General features: G+C 45.6%; 17 protein-coding genes. 7 read left to right on the top strand and 10 right to left on the bottom strand.

Going from position 1 to position 17943, the window contains the following annotated elements; translation table 11 throughout:
- Positions 1–114: 114 nt before the first annotated feature.
- From P401_RS17995 to P401_RS0101680, 3 genes are all read left to right on the top strand, one after another.
- On the top strand, positions 115–585 hold the full coding sequence (locus P401_RS17995) for a GNAT family N-acetyltransferase (protein ID WP_051656220.1): 471 nt from the start codon (positions 115–117) through the stop codon (positions 583–585).
- Between the two features lie 25 nt (positions 586–610).
- Positions 611–2194: a diguanylate cyclase domain-containing protein gene (locus P401_RS0101685; RefSeq protein WP_029340949.1), complete on the top strand. Its 1584-nt coding sequence runs from the start codon at positions 611–613 to the stop codon at positions 2192–2194.
- An 86-nt stretch (positions 2195–2280) separates the two neighbouring features.
- A complete protein-coding gene (locus P401_RS0101680; protein WP_029340948.1) occupies positions 2281–3747 on the top strand; it encodes a glycoside hydrolase family 32 protein in 1467 nt (488 codons plus the stop codon).
- A 50-nt stretch (positions 3748–3797) separates the two neighbouring features.
- Here the strand turns inward: P401_RS0101680 and P401_RS0101675 are convergent, their stop codons facing one another.
- The gene (locus P401_RS0101675) at positions 3798–4295 is read right to left on the bottom strand and encodes a GNAT family N-acetyltransferase (RefSeq protein WP_029340947.1); all 498 of its coding nucleotides are present in this window, start codon (positions 4293–4295) and stop codon (positions 3798–3800) included.
- A gap of 246 nt (positions 4296–4541) precedes the next feature.
- Between P401_RS0101675 and P401_RS0101670 the strand changes: the two genes are divergently transcribed.
- Entirely contained in the window at positions 4542–6704 is a 2163-nt protein-coding gene (locus P401_RS0101670; RefSeq protein WP_029340946.1) for an ATP-dependent helicase, read from the top strand.
- Positions 6705–6964: 260 nt separating this feature from the next.
- Here P401_RS0101670 and mscL read toward each other — a convergent pair whose 3' ends face one another.
- The 7 genes from mscL to P401_RS0101635 form a co-directional block, all read right to left on the bottom strand.
- Positions 6965–7357: a large-conductance mechanosensitive channel protein MscL gene (mscL, locus tag P401_RS0101665; protein WP_029340945.1), complete on the bottom strand. Its 393-nt coding sequence runs from the start codon at positions 7355–7357 to the stop codon at positions 6965–6967.
- A gap of 12 nt (positions 7358–7369) precedes the next feature.
- Positions 7370–8251 carry a Cof-type HAD-IIB family hydrolase gene (locus P401_RS0101660; protein ID WP_029340944.1) on the bottom strand — a complete coding sequence of 294 codons (882 nt, stop codon included), beginning with the start codon at positions 8249–8251 and terminating at the stop codon, positions 7370–7372.
- Positions 8252–8326: 75 nt separating this feature from the next.
- Complete coding sequence (gene cls / locus P401_RS0101655; RefSeq protein WP_029340943.1) at positions 8327–9778, bottom strand: cardiolipin synthase; 1452 nt, start codon at positions 9776–9778, stop codon at positions 8327–8329.
- A 136-nt stretch (positions 9779–9914) separates the two neighbouring features.
- Complete coding sequence (hemG, locus tag P401_RS0101650) at positions 9915–11324, bottom strand: protoporphyrinogen oxidase (RefSeq protein ID WP_029340942.1); 1410 nt, start codon at positions 11322–11324, stop codon at positions 9915–9917.
- Positions 11314–12246: a ferrochelatase gene (gene hemH / locus P401_RS0101645; protein ID WP_029340941.1), complete on the bottom strand. Its 933-nt coding sequence runs from the start codon at positions 12244–12246 to the stop codon at positions 11314–11316. The genes hemG and hemH overlap by 11 nt, the downstream gene beginning before the upstream one ends.
- Positions 12243–13289, bottom strand: coding sequence for a uroporphyrinogen decarboxylase (gene hemE / locus P401_RS0101640; RefSeq protein ID WP_023467354.1), 1047 nt, complete (start codon positions 13287–13289; stop codon positions 12243–12245). Before hemE ends, hemH begins: the two co-directional genes overlap by 4 nt.
- A gap of 143 nt (positions 13290–13432) precedes the next feature.
- Complete coding sequence (locus P401_RS0101635; RefSeq protein WP_023467353.1) at positions 13433–13735, bottom strand: MerR family transcriptional regulator; 303 nt, start codon at positions 13733–13735, stop codon at positions 13433–13435.
- 117 nt (positions 13736–13852) lie between these two features.
- Here P401_RS0101635 and P401_RS0101630 point away from each other — a divergent pair, with 117 nt between their 5' ends.
- Positions 13853–15151 (top strand): ammonium transporter, encoded by a 1299-nt coding sequence (locus P401_RS0101630; protein WP_029340940.1) that lies wholly within the window; start codon positions 13853–13855, stop codon positions 15149–15151.
- 60 nt (positions 15152–15211) lie between these two features.
- Here P401_RS0101630 and P401_RS0101625 read toward each other — a convergent pair whose 3' ends face one another.
- The gene (locus P401_RS0101625; protein WP_029340939.1) at positions 15212–16348 is read right to left on the bottom strand and encodes an ABC transporter permease; all 1137 of its coding nucleotides are present in this window, start codon (positions 16346–16348) and stop codon (positions 15212–15214) included.
- Positions 16345–17079, bottom strand: coding sequence for an ABC transporter ATP-binding protein (locus tag P401_RS0101620; protein ID WP_029340938.1), 735 nt, complete (start codon positions 17077–17079; stop codon positions 16345–16347). The genes P401_RS0101625 and P401_RS0101620 overlap by 4 nt, the downstream gene beginning before the upstream one ends.
- A 320-nt stretch (positions 17080–17399) precedes the next feature.
- On the opposite strand from P401_RS0101620, the gene P401_RS0101615 reads away from it, so the two are divergent.
- Together P401_RS0101615 and P401_RS0101610 are read left to right on the top strand one after the other, a co-directional pair.
- Positions 17400–17648 carry a GlsB/YeaQ/YmgE family stress response membrane protein gene (locus tag P401_RS0101615; RefSeq protein ID WP_029340937.1) on the top strand — a complete coding sequence of 83 codons (249 nt, stop codon included), beginning with the start codon at positions 17400–17402 and terminating at the stop codon, positions 17646–17648.
- A gap of 33 nt (positions 17649–17681) precedes the next feature.
- A complete protein-coding gene (locus P401_RS0101610) occupies positions 17682–17933 on the top strand; it encodes a GlsB/YeaQ/YmgE family stress response membrane protein (RefSeq protein ID WP_029340936.1) in 252 nt (83 codons plus the stop codon).
- Positions 17934–17943: the final 10 nt, after the last annotated feature.

The raw sequence follows: 17943 nt of genomic DNA, 5'->3' as shown, positions 1-17943 counted from the left end.
GTGTACGTGATTTTAAAGGATAAGTTTCATTTCTTACAAATATGTAATCCGATTCCAATTAAAAAGGCGTAACAGCAGAAATTTTATACTAAAAATAAAAAATGGAGTCGCTAGATGATTCTTTTTGAACAAGTAACACATGATCACTTTCCGATCATCCAATCGTTGTACGCGAGCGTTCCTGAATATGCGCTCTTAGAAGAACGAGTGCTTCCGCTCTCTGATTCGACCTTACAGGAAGAGTTTTTAAATCCCGATACCGTATCGCTGATTGGATATGTGGACGGAGAACCCGTCTTACTGATTGACTACCTACCGAAGCATCCAAAAGACGGTACACCTTGGATCGGTTTATTCTTAATGGATGCTTCTCAACACGGTACGGGAATTAGCAGTCGGTTACTATCCGCTTTTTGTGATCGATTCCTAAGTCAGGAACCTCACATTCATCTCGCGGTCTTACCTGATAATTTAAGAGCCCGTCGTTTTTGGGAAAAACACGATTTCCGCTATGTGCGAACGAGTTTCTCGAACCGCGAACAACTCGTAGACGTCTACGTGTATGATGTAAGTAAAAACAAATGAAAACGTATGAATGGAGTATCACACAATGTCCAAACCCTCACTTCGCTTTGATATTTTGTTAGCGGGATTGATTTCCCTGCTATTTTTTAGCATGACGCTCGGATTAACTTTTTTCATTAGTCAACATGCAACAAACCGACTCCATTCGGAAGTCGGGATGAATCTGTCAACGACCGCTCACCAACTATCTGATAAGCTTGATCATTACATGTGGTCACGTTATGCCGAAGTAAAATTGCTGGGTTCCTTATCAACGATTCAACAAACAGAACAAAAAACAGAAACGCGACGGACACTCGAAGAGTTACAACGGCAGATTCCTGACTTTTCTTGGATTGGTCGATTAGATACGGAAGGTAACGTCGTTGCGTCAACGAACCAGATTCTTGAAGGAACGTCGATCAAGGAACGCCCTGTCTTCCAACAAGCCTTATCACAACCATTCATCGGGGATGTCCATGAAGCTGTCCTACTCGCAAAATTATTGCCGAACCCAAGCGGTGAGCCACTCCAATTCGTCGATATTAGTACACCTTTATATGATCAGGGTCGATTTTCTGGTGTCCTCGCAACACATCTCAGTTTCGAATGGGCAAAAGCGATTGAACAAAGCTTTCAGAGTGCTACTTCCTCTCTCCAACAAGTCGATGTCTTCATCATTAGTCAAGATCGAAAAACGATTTTACTTGGACCAAGCGGATGGAGCGGTAAAACATTACCCGATAGCGTAACGCTGACTTCGAATGCTTCTGCGACCGCTTCCTGGCAAGGGAAAGAATTTGTCTCTGGTCAAAGCACAAGCCGAGGTTACAAGGATTACGATGGCTTAGGTTGGACGGTTCTCGTACGTCAACCGACTTCGATTGCGTTCGCTGATGCCGATGCTTTACGTCAAACGATTTTCATCGCTGGTTTGATTGCCTCTTTCGTTACAGCCGTACTTGGCTGGATGTTAGCGAAGCTATTGACACGACCATTATTAAAAATCACGCATGCCGCACAACAGATGCAGGATGATCCATCAAAATCACTCCCGAATCATCGTGGAATCCGAGAAATCGAGACACTGACGGATGCCTTACAACGACTGATTCATCGCTTGCTACATACCGAACAAGAGAAATTAACGTTTGAACGCTTGTCACAACGCGATAGCCTGACTGGTCTCGCGAACCGCAACGGTCTCGCTCAATACATCGAACAATTGCCTGCAGAAACGCATTCTATCTATCTTTGCCTTGATTTAGACGGCTTTAAATCAGTCAATGATACGTATGGTCACGCGCTAGGTGATCTCCTGCTGATCGAAGTCAGTCAACGTCTCGAACAATTGCTTCCACCGGGTGGATTCGTGGCTCGTCTGGGCGGCGATGAGTTCATCATCGTCTTGACGACTCAATCCTTAACAGAAGCACGATACTTAGGTGAACAATGGATCGCTCACGTCTCGATGCCGTATCACTTAGAAGAACAAACCGTCCACATCGGGATGAGTATCGGAGTCGCCGAACAGGTGACAGGAGAATCACTCGAACAAGTCATGCATCATGCTGATTTAGCGCTCTATCGTTCGAAGCAAAACGGTAGAGGATGTATGTCCGTTCATTGACCATTCAGGACGGAGGATTGACAAGCGCTGCTCTCCTCCGTAAGGTGAACGAGAAGCGTATAATTTTTCAACGAGGAGCTGTCAACATGAATCAATGGACACGTGAAGCACGATACCGTCCCCTCTCGGATGTCGATCCGAGCGTCTACCAAGCGATGAAGGAAGAAGTTCGCACATCTCCTTGGCGATTTTCTTACCATATCCAACCTCCGACCGGACTTTTGAATGATCCGAACGGCTTCGTCTATCATGATGGTCTCTATCATTTGTTTTATCAATGGTTTCCACTCGGACCCGTACACGGGCTGAAGTACTGGTATCACATGACATCAAAAGACCTTGTACATTGGTTCGATGAAGGAGCCGCCTTGATCCCGAATGACGATCCTGATTCGCACGGTGCTTATTCCGGTAGTGGCTTCATTAAAGATGATCAAGTGCACATCATGTATACCGGCAATAAACGGGATGCGGATTGGAATCGCCATACGAGCCAGATCGTCGGTCATCTCCGCTCGGATGGACGAATCGAAAAACATTTACCACCTGCTATCCCAAACGTTCCTGAAGGATATACGGAACATTTCCGTGATCCGAAAGTCTTCCAAGATGCATCGGGTACCTGGTACTGCATCATTGGTGCACAGCGCATTGACTTGACGGGTTGTACTGTCATCTATCAGTCTCAAGATGCAGAGCACTGGACATTCCTCGGTGAATTACAGACGAACAATCCAACATTCGGTTATATGTGGGAATGTCCTGATTATTTTGAACTCGATGGAAAAGGTGTTCTCCTCTTTAGTCCTCAAGGGATTGAACCGGATGGTACGAACTATCAAAATATCTTCCAGTCCGGTTATTTCATCGGTGAACCGTTAGCTTTACCCGACTTAACATTCACACACGAATCGTTCCAAGAACTCGATTTCGGATTTGACTTCTACGCGCCACAAACAACTGAAGCGGCAGATGGTCGACGGATTCTTGTTGGTTGGATGGGGTTACCGGATATTAGTTATCCTTCTGACATCTATAACTGGGCACATGCTTTGACATTGCCACGTGAATTAACGATCGAACAGGGACAACTTCGTCAACGACCTGTCCGTGAACTGACACAGCTACGAAAAGAGACACTGTTTGACGAAACGATTCTTTTCGAGCAAGATGTGACGATTGCGGAAGCCGAGATTTTCGAACTCATGATGACAGACTTGAAGCTGTCGTCCGACTCGTTCCGCTTCTCGATTCGTCAAGACGCTACAGAAGAGACGGTATTCCACTACGATGCTGTATCACGTCAATTTACGATCGATCGAAGCCGTTCAGGCGCGGAAGTCCCTGCTGAAACATTTGGTACATCGCGGTCGACTGTCCTTACAAAAGACTTGCATACATTACGTTTGTTCGTAGATCGTTCTTCATTTGAACTTTTCCTGAACGATGGAGAAGCCGTTGCATCTGGACGCATCTTCCCGAAAGCATCCAGTCGTGGGATCGCCTTCTCTGGTGAAGCGACTGCCCATCTATCCATTTTTGATTTATCTTAAATGAACAAAAAGCATTTTCCTGAATAGAATCAGGAAAATGCTTTTTTAATTCAATGCTTCAATCGCAGTTCTTTTTCTAAATCAAATGCAAGGATGTGTTGCTCCCCAATCGGACCCATGACGGACTGTAACGTATCGACGTATCCCGTCTTGAAATACAATGATTTTGCAGCAATATTCTTCTTATTGACTGCCAGTGTGATCGCTGTGACTTCTGGAAAATGATGATGGACAAACTCTGGCAACTGCATCATTGCCTCCTTCGCGTATCCTTGGTGTTGATGGCGTACATCAATGGAAAAGGCACGTAACAGGACACTTTGTTCATGTGTTCGATGTGTTTTAGGGGGATTGAGATGGAGAATAAAAAATCCGACGACGAGATCGTCTTTTTTGATGACGACCGGGAATTTATCTGGATGGGCAACTGCATCTGTGACGACATCCGTCGGAAAAGAAGTAAACTGGACTTGTTCTTCTGGAAGAATGAACGCCTCACATTGTTCATAATGTTCATTCGTATACATGTGTAATTTCACTACAGACATTCTCATTCCGCCTTCCCTCTTTGTACAGGACAAGAGAGTACTCTCTTACATCTATTCCCATTTTAATGTTTTTGTGTCCATTTGCCTAGTCTTTTAGGGTACTCGTCTTACATAACATCCAATAGGTTCTTGTCTCTTTATTCCACGGTTCTTCTTTCCGTAATCCACTCCTGACACTAAAAATGATACACTAGGGAAAGTTCGATTATTGGACGCGAAATTAATACGCTCGAGGTGAACTGTATCATGCATGAAGATTTTTTCGAACAGATGGAGCGATTGACCGGCATTCAACTGAATCCTGTTCAACAACAGGCAATCGAACATGACCATGGTCCGTTGCTGTTACTCGCCTCACCCGGCTCTGGAAAAACAACGACGCTTAATTTTAAAATTGCCTATTTGATTTTACAAAAAAAGATCGAACCACATCGTATTCTAGGGCTGACCTTCAGTAAAGCGGCAGCGCGTGAGATGGCGGATCGATTTTATCACTTATTCCATGAGCTAATCGGAACAACGGCAGCTTTTTCAACGATCCATAGTTTTGCTTTTCAAGTCGTTCGGGATCATACATCCCAGCAACGTCTCTCCTATACGATCATCGAAGGACCGATGGATCAACAACATCCGAATGCGCCACATAAACGCATGTTACTCCGGCGTATTTTCCAGGAAATGAATCGGAGTGTCATTACTGATGATCAGATGGATGAGTTATTACGGATGATTTCCTTCGTCAAGAACCGTCTCCTGTCTTTAAAGGAAATCAAGGCAGTACCGACGACGATTAAACATTTTCCTGATATCTATGTGGCATATGAACAATTTAAGTCGCGTGATCCCTTACATCCGTTACTCGACTTTGACGATATGTTGACGTATGCAAATACGATTTTGGAGCAAGACCGTCGTCTGTTGCAACATTATCAGCGACGCTTTGACTATATTTTAACGGATGAGAGTCAGGATACGTCACTCGTCCAGCATCAATTGGTCGAGAAGTTAGCCTTACCACACAACCGTCTATGTGTCGTCGCGGATGATGACCAAACACTGTACAGTTGGCGTGGTGCAGATGCTTCGAAAATCCTTCATTTCAAGGATACGTATCCGAATGCGACGATTCTTTATATGGAGCAAAATTATCGTTCGTCTCAAGACATCGTATCCGTCGCGAACCAATTCATTCAGCGCAATAAAGCACGCTATCCGAAACAGATGTTCACGGAGAACGCTGCTGTTCGTCCAATCATCTTAGAGACGCTACCGACTTATGAAGATCAGACCCGCTATCTGTTGAATCAGTTACGGACAGAGACAAATTATCGTGAAGTAGCCATCTTATATCGCAACAACGCTTCTTCAATTAACGTCATGAATGCGTTAGATCAAGCAAATATCCCTTTCTACATTAAGGATGTTGATCATAAATTCTTCAGTCATTGGATTTTGAAGGATATTTTAAATTTCATGACATTCGCACAAGATCCAACAGATATCGAGATTCTAGCAACCATCCATACGAAATTCGCCGGGTATATCTCAAAAGCGCAACTGGCTCAATTGCAGCAGTTCGGTACGGGTGAGTCTTTGTTTGATCTGCTTATAAATAAAATCGAGATGAAGTTCTATCAAAAGAAACAACTCCAGCAAATGAAACGGACGTTTGCTTCCATTCAGACCGTTCGTCCGTCTGCTGCGCTTTCCCTCATTCGTCATGAATTAGGATACGAAAAGAATTTACGGAAAATGAGTGAGAGTCTTGGTTTTAGCCTCGATCATCTGCTCGAAACATTGAATACGATCGATAATATCGCAAGCGATGTACCGACGTTACTTGCCTTTCGCGAACGAATATCGCATCTTGAACAGTTAATGCGTGATGCGAAACAAAATAAAAATCAAAATGCGGTCACCCTCTCGACCTTCCACAGTGCGAAAGGACTCGAATTCGATCGTGTCTTCATGATCGATCTCGTCGCAGGGATTCTACCGTCAGCTGATACGATTAAAGCTTATAAGAATGGGCAACTCGATGATATGGAAGAAGCAGCGCGCTTGTTTTACGTCGGCATGACAAGGGCAAGACATGAACTACATCTCCTGTCCTATCGTTTTAAATCAAAATCATTTGATGTCTCGCCATTCGTCGAAGACGTCCATCGTCTTGTCACGCCTGACGCTGCAAAACGAAAAGTAGAGCACCATCGCCCTGCTGTTACAGCGCGAGCTAGCATTCCTCCACTACCGATCACTGAGAACATGCGTGTCTCGCATACAGCATTTGGTCCTGGAACCGTCTTGCACCTGGTTGACGACGTGCTAGAAATTTCATTTGATCAAGGAATGAAAAAACAGCTTTCGTTACAAGTCTGCTCTGAAAATGCATTACTCGAAATTTTATGATTTAAAATGGACCTGACTCAAAAAAAGAATGACGCGTCTTTTCACGCTCTTTCCTCAGGCGAGACACAAGCCAGTTTTCCTGCTTCATTCAGCAGGAAAGCGGGTCTTGTTTGTCTCTGACAGCGCATAATGCGCTTTTTCCTGTAGGAGTGACGTGTGACGCGTCATTCTTTTTGTTACGAGATAAAGGTGGCAGATTTTTATTCTGCCACCTTTATCTTTGTAGAGGCTGACTTTTGAGTCAGCCTTTGTTGTATCCGTTAATTTTTCGTCGATGACTCATTCTGACGAACCAAGGCGTCCCGAATTTCTGTCAGTAATTTTTCTTCTGTCGTTGGCGCTGCCTCTTCTTCGACGACTTCTTCTTTCTTTCGGAACGAAGTGATGCCCTTGACGAAGAGGAACAGAGCAAATGCGATCAACAAGAATTCAATACTTGCTTGAAGAAACTGACCATACTGTAACTCCGCGTTTCCGACCATGACTGACAAGCCTTTGACATCAATGCCACCGATGATGATTCCGATCAACGGCATGAAGACACTGTCGACAAGCGACTTGATGATCCCGCTAAAGGCAGCACCGAGAATGACCCCGACCGCTAAGTCAATCACATTTCCGCGAAAGGCGAACTCCTTGAATGCCTTAAACATGAAACGTCCCCCTTACCAAGCGCGGGACGCCAACTGCTGAATCGCATATCCGACGCCGTGCTCATTGTTTGTTTTCGTCACGTGATGGGCAATCGCTTTTGCTTCATCATGACCATTCCCCATCGCAATCGCCTTGCCGGCAACCTTGAACATCGGGATATCGTTCAAGTTATCACCGATGACAGCGACTTGTTCAATCGGAACACCAAGGTGGTCGGCAAGAATTTTAACTGCCGTTCCTTTATCGGCCCCAGCTGCCATGACTTCGATATTATCGTGTCCTGACGACGTGACATAGACACCGTCGACCTTCTGCTCGATTTCCTGCCAAATCTTTTTCATTAATTCTTGATCAAACGAGAACGAGATGAACTTGAACACTTGTCCTGCTTGGTTGCGAATGTACGATCGGAATCCATCAATCATCTTGACGTCTTCTTGGACATAATAGCGATCGTGGAAGAAATCGAGCACTTGTTTTGCCCGATCACTCTCTTCACTCAACTCTTTCAACGAATCGTAGGCTGCATCGATTGTCGCCCCTTGTGCTGTCACGAGTCCTTGATCACAGAACATCTCGAAGAAGACTTCATATTGACTGATGATGCCGTAAATTTGTTGCGCTTGCTCCGTCGTTAACGTCGTCGCACTCAACTCTTCTCCATCGACGGTCATCACACGTGCCCCGTTTGACGCGATGATCGGACAGTGGATTCCTGCTGCATCTGTTAATTCTTTTGCATTTAAGTAGTTACGTCCTGTCGCGATTGCAAACTCGACACCTTGTTCGCGTGCTGCTTCAATTGCCTGAATCGTTTCCGGTTCAATTCGTTGTTTACCCGAAAGAACGGTTCCATCCATGTCTGATACGAGTAGTTTGATTGGATTTGCCATCGTCTTCACTCTCCTCTTTTTCTATTTCCATACCACTATACCATTTTTCACATTTTGACTGGTCGTAAACGCGGTTTACAAGATCGGGGACAACAAACGCGAAATACTTTCCTTGAATTTAATCATTCTTGAACGCGCGGCATACGAATCGACCGTCATGAGCTTTGATACCTCACAATCGGCGAGGAAGAGCCGTTCTAGTTCAATCGTTACTTCCTGATCATAGACAATCGTATTCATTTCAAAATTCAACCGAAAACTTCGTGCATCGATATTCGTCGTTCCAACCGAAGCAACCTCGCCATCGACGACGATCGTCTTCGCATGTAAAAATCCAGGTTCATACGTGTAGATTTTAGCTCCGTAAGATAGTAGTTCCCCTACAGCAGCAGTCGTTGCCCAGTAAACAAATGGATGGTCCGGTTTGTTCGGGATCATAATTCGCACTTCCACTCCGGACAGAAGAGCTGCCTTACACGCATCTAAATAACTCGTGTCTGGAATGAAATAAGGCGATTGGATGTAAATCGTCCGTTTTGCTTCGTTAATCATCTTAATCAAGGCAAGCTTCAAATATTCTGAACGGGAATCCGGACCCGACGTGACGATTTGCATCGGTAATATATCCTGAATCCTGTGCGTTCCATAGTAAAACAAAGATTTTTCCGTATAGACGTCACTTGCTTGGTTCCAGTCGAGAATAAAGCGATCAAGCTGATCGTGAACGACGTCACCTTCCAAGCGAAAATGTGTATCTCGCCAGTAGCCAAACTTTTCATCGATCCCGAGATATTCCGTACCGACGTTGAACCCACCAATGTAACCGATTCGACCATCGATGATACAAGATTTACGGTGATTGCGGTTGTTCAATCGAAAATTAACGAATCCGATCGTCGATGGGAAAAAGGCAAACACTTCTCCGCCGTGTGCGAGTAAATCCTTGAAATCCGTCCGTTTGAGACTGCGTGATCCGACAGCATCATACAAGAGACGGACTTTGATTCCTCGACGGGCACAATCGGTTAATGTATCGATCAACGCTAACCCGAGGCGGTCTTTCTGAATGATGTAGTACTGGATATTCACTTCATGCTCAGCCTGGCGGATATCTTGAATCATCCGATTGAACTTCTGCTCGCCATCCGAAAGAATCTGCAGTTGATTGGAGAGACTGAGTAACGAACCGTTCGACATCAGGTTCATCCGAATCATATCCCGGTGCTTTTGAATCATCGGGTGCCGTCCCATCGTTACAAGTTCTTTTTTCTGTAAGGCAATCCGTCTATCCTGTTCCAGTTGTTCTTCATCCGTGACACGATAAAAATTCGTTTTTTTCAACAGTCTTCCGAAAAACAGATAGACGAGAAATCCTACGAGCGGAACGAAATACAAGATGAATACCCATGCCCACGTCGCACCAATATCGCGCCGTTCGAGAAAAATAACTGTCAGAACAGCCAAGATATTCATGATGAGCAATCCGTAGACGATGATGATCGTGAATGTACTCCATACTTCCACCATACGATTCCCTCCCGTTTTAACGGTATTCTTCGATTTTGATTCCTCTGTCTCTTATTCCCGTTTCTTTCCTCATCATTCTTCTGAAGACAAAAAAACCTTTTTGAAGCACTGCTAGCTTCAAAAAGGTTTAGGTGTGTCATGATTCTGGACATGGTTCTGGTTGTTGTAACGCCATTTGTTCAAGCGTCGCTTTGACACCTGCCACACAGTCTGGCAATCCAACACCATCATAAGCAAGTCCGGCTAAATGAATGTGTGGATAGTGAGAAGAGACGATTTCTCGCACTTCTTGAATCCGCTGTGCATGTCCTACCGTGTAGGCCGGTAAGCCGTCTAATAGACGACTGATGACGACACGTTCCGGTTGCAATGGACGACCACAGATGTTTTCAAGGTCTTCTAAGACGACGCGTTCAATCACTTCATCTGATTCACGAACGAGTGCATCTTTTCCGGGGCGTCCGATGAAGGCACGGAGCACGGTATGATTTGGTGCCGCATGATTCCACTTTTGATCAATCGCCGTGCATGCTGTAATCGAATACGGTGCCCGACGGTTGACGATGAATCCTGTTCCATCAATCGGTAACGCAGTTTCTTTATCGAAAATCAACGTAACCGTCGCCGTTGAGTGTGTCGAAAGGTTCGCAAGCCCTGGAAGCGTCGCTTCTGGTAACAGGGACACGACTTGGTGATGCGGAATCGTCAACAAAATATCATCGGCATACTCTGGACCATGATCCGTTTCGAGACGATACCGCCCATCTTCTTCCCGTTCAATGGAGCGAAGTGGTGTCTCAAGACGAATTTCTGTCCGTTCAAGCACCCCTTCTAGCCGCTCGACAAGGGATTCAAGTCCAGTAGCAAGTGACAAGAATTGACCTGTCGCTTTGAGCGTCGGACCTTGTTGTTGGTCAAGCGGACGCATGAGACGCATTCCTTCGAACAAACTTCCTGCTTTTTGTTCATTGGCAACAAATTGCGGATAGGTTGCAAACGTACTCATCCGGTCGATATCACCCGCATAGATGCCTGAAAGAAGCGGTTCGATCAACTTCTCAACGAGCGCATCTCCAAGACGCGGACGCAGGTATTCCCCTAATGGAATGTCCGTTTCCGGAATCGTCAAATCAGGAGCAGGGTGAAGCAAGCGTTCTGACACCTCTGCTTTTTCTTCTTCCGTCAATAGAGATGTCTCTGCGAATAACTCTAAATCGGTCGGGATACCCATGACGGCACCTTTTGGAATCGGGTGGAGACCGCGCACATCCAAGATATACGCTTGCGACGTGTTATTGCGAACGAGTTGTTCCCCTAATCCGATCTCTTCGATGAGATCCGTCAGCACGTGTTTCCGAGCGACGTATGAATCCGGTCCACGCTCGATCGTCAATCCTTCGTCCCGATATGTCGCCACCTTACCACCGAGACGACCTTCTGCCTCGAGTAACGTGATATTCATTTCCGGAAACTGTTTCTCTGCATAATAGGCGGCTGCAAGTCCTGATATACCACCGCCCACGATGACGAGACGTTTACTGGACATAACTACCCACCTGTTTCGCTACGGCTTCCGTGACAGCCTTCATGAAAGCTGGATTCGCATTTGGCATGACAGGTCGCGCATAATGGATTCCGAGTTCGTCACAGACGACTTTACACTCGTAATCATTATCAAACAGTACTTCTAAGTGATCGGCAACGAAACCAACGGGTACGTAGACGAATGCTTCGTATCCTTTTTCTTCGTAAACATCACGCGTCAAATCCTGAACATCTGGTCCAAGCCATGGTTCTGGCGTTTGTCCAGCCGATTGCCAGCCTGTGATCATGTGCGGTACACCTGCACGTTGTGCGATCAATTCGGCTGTTTCTTTCAATTGCTCTGGGTATGGATCACCGTTTGCGATGATTTTCTCAGGCAGACTGTGTGCTGAAACGACAAGGACAGCTTTCTCTTCAGGTACTGGTAAAGCGTCGAACGTCTTGCGGATTTCTTTACCCCACCAATCGAGGAACGCTTCTTCTTTGTACCACGATTCAACAGATGCTAAATGAATACCGTGCTTGTCCGCGACTTCCTTCGCACGACCATTGTATGAACGGATACTGAACGTCGAATAGTGCGGTGCTAAAACGACCGTGACCGCCTCCGTGATGCCGTCTTTTGCCATTTGCTCGACAGCATCCTCAACGAACGGCTCGATGTGTTTCAGACCAAGATAGAGCTTGAACTCAATTTCACCAGCATATTTCTCAGACAATTGACGGTGTAGCTCTTCAGCCTGATCAATCGTGACTTGTGCGAGTGGTGAGACACCACCGATGGCTTCGTAACGTTCCGTCAACTCTGCCAATGCTTCTGGAGACGGTTTGCGTCCGCGACGGATGTGCGTATAATAACGCTCGATATCTTCTGGTTTATATGGCGTACCGTACGCCATAACAAGTAGTCCTAACGTCTTCATTTTCCTACCTCCATTTTTTCTTTCGAATAATCATGGATAAATGCAGTCAAACGTTTCAATACTTCTGGATCGACTTCCGGGAAGATGCCGTGACCGAGATTAAAGATGAAGCCTGGTTGCTTCATTCCCATGTCGAGAATCTCCTTCGTTTTTGCTTCAAGGATATCCCATGGCGCTAACAGATAAGATGGGTCGAGGTTTCCTTGGACAGGTTTCGTCAGTCCACGCTCACGCGCTTCGTCGATCGACAAACGCCAATCAAGTCCGACGACGTCTAACGGTAAACTGTGCCATTCCTCCGCCAAGTGACTCGCTCCTACACCGAACATGATCATCGGCACGCCTGTGTCTTTTAATTCCGTGAAAATGCGTTCCATCGTCGGCTTGATGTAACGGACATAATCTTTCCGGCTTGTCGTTCCGACCCATGAATCAAAGATTTGGAACGCTTGGATTCCTGCATCTACTTGTGATTTGATGTAATCGATGACCATGTCACCTAGTTTCTCCATTAAGGCATGCCATACCTCAGGTTGTCCATACATCAATGCTTTCGTCTTATGGTATCCCTTCGAAGGACCACCTTCAATCATATAGCTCGCGAGCGTGAATGGTGCCCCGGAAAAACCAATCAACGGTACTTCGAGTCGCTCCCGTAACAAACGAATTGTTTCATAGATATACGGAATATCTTCACGGTTGAAAGGTTGCAGTGCTTCTACATCTGCCATCGTGCGAATCGGATTCGCAATGACTGGCCCGATGCCACTCTTGATTTCGACGTCAACACCCATCGATGGAAGTGGCGTCATGATGTCTTTGTACAGAATCGCTGCATCGACCCCTAATTGTTTTACAGGTAGTTCTGTCACATATGCGCCTAGTTCCGAGTCATGTGTGATCTCGAAAAGCGTCCGCGTCTTCTTGATTTCACGATATTCCGCTTGATAACGACCTGCTTGTCGCATGTACCAGACGGGAACGTGATCAATCTGCTCGCCACGGATCGCCCGCAAAAACGTATCATTGAATTTCTTCATCATAACTACCCCTTTATACTCGTTCTAACGCCCCAAAAAAACGTACGATAAGTTTGTGAACACAGAAACATTATATCTGAAATTAAGAAGTCTGTGCCAATAAATCGTTTACAAAATGACAGTTCTGTTACCAGTTCATGAAATGTTCACTGTTTCTTGTAAAGACCGAATGCAGCATTCAACTGACCACGAATCAAGTCAGAACGTTGTTGTTCCGTTACCTTGCGTTCTTTTTCTCGAATTTCGTGCGTGCGCCAGCCATCCTCGATTTTTTCCGCGACTTCGACGAGTCGCTCGACATCCGTAAACGAATATTTTCGTGTCTTTCCATTTGTCCGTTCTGGAAAGATTAACTTCCGTTCCTCATAGTAACGAATCTGACGTTCTGACAAGCCGGTCAATTCACAGACGATTCCGATCGACATCACCTTTTTCTCACGGTAGTTCATCTTCGTCACTCCTTTCCACAAAAATACCATGTTAGATTTTCTGACACAACACGTTTCTTCGAAAGTATTTCCGTCTAAAGTAAACACATACTTTAAATGGATAAAGGAGGAACGACAATGAAACTGGAACAACTCGCTATCTCAGTCGATACGTTTTATGTCTTATTCGCAGCACTACTAGTCTTTACGATGCAAATCGGATTCTTACTGCTAGAAACAGGGATGTTACGAGCGAAGAACGCGGGTCACGTCGCCGTCAAACAAATCATCAGCTTCTCAGTTGCCGCTCTCGCCTTTTGGGCAATCGGATTCGGATTGACGTTCGGTGATGGCAATTCCATCATCGGAACGGAAGGATTTTTATTACAAGGAGGATTCAGCAGTCTTGATTGGTCAAACATCACGATTGATGTGAAGTTCCTCTTCCAACTCTCATTCGTCGCTGTCTCCCTCGCGATCGCTTGGGGCGGATTCGCAGAACGTGCTAAATTATCCGTCTACCTGTTGTTCGGAACGTTTTTCGTTGCTATCATTTATCCGATCATCGCTCGTTCCGTTTGGGCAGGTGGATTCCTTGGTTCGCTCGGGATGCAAGACTTTGCTGGGTCAACGGTCGTCCACTTACAAGGTGGGATCGCTGCACTTGTTGCTGCTTTACTGCTTAAGAAACGAATCGGTGCTGAAAAAACACCGTTACTCGGACACAACGTCATCTATTCTGTCGTCGGTGCCTTCATCCTCTGGTTATGTTGGTTCGGCTTCAACGCTGGTTCGACACTAACGATTGCAGATGGATTCTTTAGTTACGTTGCCTTGACGACGTTACTGGCGACTGCAGCAGGTGCCCTCGGTGCTCTTGCCATCTCATTCTGGCACCGTCGTGTCGCAGATATCCCGTCGATCATCAACGGTGTATTAGCTGCACTCGTTGCCATCACAGCAGCCTGTGCCTTCGTTGAACCGTGGGCAGCTGTCGTCATCGGCTTCCTCGCTGGTGTGATCACGTATGGGACGAGTATTCTTCTCGCTAGCCGTGTAGATGATCCACTATGTGCCTTCTCCGTTCATGGCGTCGCTGGTATCTGGGGTACACTCGCAACTGGATTCTTCGCTTCACCACGACTCGTTGAAATCACAGGAATCGGACAAGCTGGTCTCTTCTATGGTGGCGGTTTTACGCAACTCGGTGTTCAAGCACTTGGTGTCGTCTTTGCCGTCGTCATCGTCAGCGTCTTAAGTTACGCATTCTTAAAAGTTCTCGACCTTACGATTGGTCTTCGGATCACACGCGAAGATGAACTACGTGGACTTGACGTCGCAGAACATGGTCAAGCTTCTTACGATCTCCCTGCTCCTGTCAGCAAAGAATTACGTATGGTCGAAGAAGAAGATCTCTCAAACGAACGTGTCAATTAATGATTGATAACGAACAAGAGCCTACGCGATGGATTCATCGCGTAGGCTCTTTCTTGTTTATTATTTTCGAGCGTAGTATTCACCAATTACAAGCGCCAAGGCTGCACCACCAACGACATAGAGGGATCCACTTAAAAAGAATCCGAGTAGCGTCAAGACGATACATTGACTGATTGCTGCGAAACGAATGATTTTCCGTTTCGCCTGTACAGCATTTCCAAACGGTAATAGACGAGTCAATAGATGTTGGTCTACTGCCTTCGTGAACGGTGCTAACTGAAAGCTTGTCAGTCCTGCAAACGCAGGGATTGCAAGCGCAACGAACAACTCGTTGCCATTTGCTAACCACATGAACACAGCCCCGATTAATGTCAAACGAACAATCAATCCGATCCCGTCTCCACTCCGGATGAACTGTTTGACATACAAGTAATCGAATGTCGTTTGCGCTCGATGTGGAATCCGCTCGACCATGCTACTTAAGAGACGACGCCGTTTATACGTTGCTGTCAAATGGGGAACATCGACGAACCAATTCGCTAATCGATAAAATCGATCGCGCGATTCCTGCTCAAGTGCAATCCATTCGCGTAGAGGAAGATGGTCCTGACGCTTCAAATGGAGTACGACCATTAAGAGAAGTGCGACGACGATCGTCATCCACGCCATATCGATGATGACGAGTAGCGCCGCTCCAAACGCATACAGTAACACCGTCCGATGTGCGATACCTTCAAGCTTTGATAAATTCGCAGCCGCTCCGAACAAAGCAAGCGCTGCTCCAAGTAAAACAAGTTCAAGTGGTGTCGTCTGTTCCGTTCGGACATAAAGGACAACGACTGCTAAAAACGGAATTATGGCACGAATGATCCCAAAGACCGCATTGTACGCTCGTACTTGTTGCATGAAACTTGATAACTTCGCTAATACCGGTAATAGAAACACTTGATCCGCTTCGACGAGAAACGTCCGACTTGTCCGGTAGAGCGGTAAAATCAGAAATAAGGCTGCCATGAGATATCGACCAGGAAACGATGGATCGAGTTGATCGAGGAAACGACCGTAGACGACTAAACCGTACAAAATAACGAAGTAAACGGTGAATAACAGTCCGCCATTCGCCATGTACCTTGTATATTTCGCGGTCTCCGTCATCGCCGCCTGATATCGTTCCTTCCATAAGGACTGGCTGTTCATCGTTCCGCCTCCTCGATCGCGGCAACGTAGAGATCATCCAGCGTTCCATCTTGCAGTCCATATCGGGCTCGTAAAGCAGCTGTCGTTCCTTCCGCTGCAATATGCCCCTCATGTAAGAGCACGAATCGATTACAGTGACGCTCGGCTGTCTCAAGGATATGCGTCGACATTAAAATCCCTTTACCGTCCTGCTTGAGTTCACTAAAAATCTGAAGTAATTCACGAATCGCGAGCGGATCTAATCCAACGAATGGTTCATCGACGATTAACAGCTCACTGCCTGTGACGAGTGCACATAAAATCATTGCTTTTTGCTTCATCCCTTTTGAGAAGACACTTGGAAACCATTCTAGTTGCTTCGTCATTCGGAGTCGTTCAGCGTAATGTTGCGCGCGTTCTGTCGCAATCGTCTCTTCGACGTCATATCCTTGCGCCATCAGACGAAGATGCTCACGTAACGTCAGTTGTTCATATAACATCGGCTGTTCCGGAATATACGCGACTTGACGACGATACTCGGTTTCATTCGTCGCTAAATCCAATCCATTGATTCGAACGGATCCCGTCTTGACTGGTAAAAGACCTAGTATGTGCTTGATTGTCGTCGATTTTCCGGCACCGTTCAAACCAATTAAACCAACAAGTTCCCCCTGATCGACTTCGATATTGATGTCATGCAGAACCGTTTTTGACCCGTATCCTCCTGACAAACCTTTAATGTCTAATAACATATTTGCCACTCCCTTTAGACTAATCGTAAAGTAGACTCGCTTCGTTTTTCTAGCGTAACGAGTAGTTTTTTTAAATATAATGTTTTAATACTTGTTTTTTCGGTAATTACTCTAAGTGTAATCGTTACATCAATATATGAAAACGATTTACATGCAAATCGAAAGTGAAATCGATGAATCGTTCATTTATTCTCTATCAAGTGGTCTAATCTTCTAGTCCTTTTTTTAATGAACGAACGATTTCAGATTTTTTCACTTTCACACGTGTTTATAACTGCCTGAAAACAGGTAAAACTAATATGTAGAGGAGTTGTTTAAAAATGGGATTCTTATGGGCATTAATCGTTGGTGGTCTCATCGGTTGGATTGCAAGTTTAATCATTGGGAAGGATGTACCGGGTGGCATCATCGGTAACATCATCGCTGGTTTCATCGGTTCGATGATTGGTCAAGCTATCTTTGGTTCAATGGGACCAAAAGTTGGTGGATTTGCAGTCATTCCGGCTATTCTCGGAGCAGTCATCTTGATCTTCATCGTCTCACTTATTCTCCGGGCAGTACGCAAGTAATCATATATTTCAAATTGAAAAGGAGTGTTTTAAATGGGATTCTTATGGGCATTAATCGTTGGTGGTATTATTGGTTGGTTAGCAAGTCTAATTTTAGGTAAAGACGTACCAGGCGGCATCATCGGTAATATCATCGCTGGTTTCGTTGGGGCATTAATTGGTCAAGCATTATTTGGAGATTGGGGTCCAATGGTTGCCGGATTCGCAATCGTTCCTGCTTTACTCGGAGCTATCATCCTTATCCTTATCGTATCGTTCATTCTCCGTGCGGTGAATAAACGATAAACAAGAATCC

It is taken from the genome of Exiguobacterium acetylicum DSM 20416 (genome assembly GCF_000702605.1).
Taxonomy (GTDB): Bacteria; Bacillota; Bacilli; order Exiguobacteriales; family Exiguobacteriaceae; genus Exiguobacterium_A; species Exiguobacterium_A acetylicum.
Note: the sequence above shows the minus strand (reverse complement) of the source record. Positions and strands in the feature narration are given on the sequence as shown.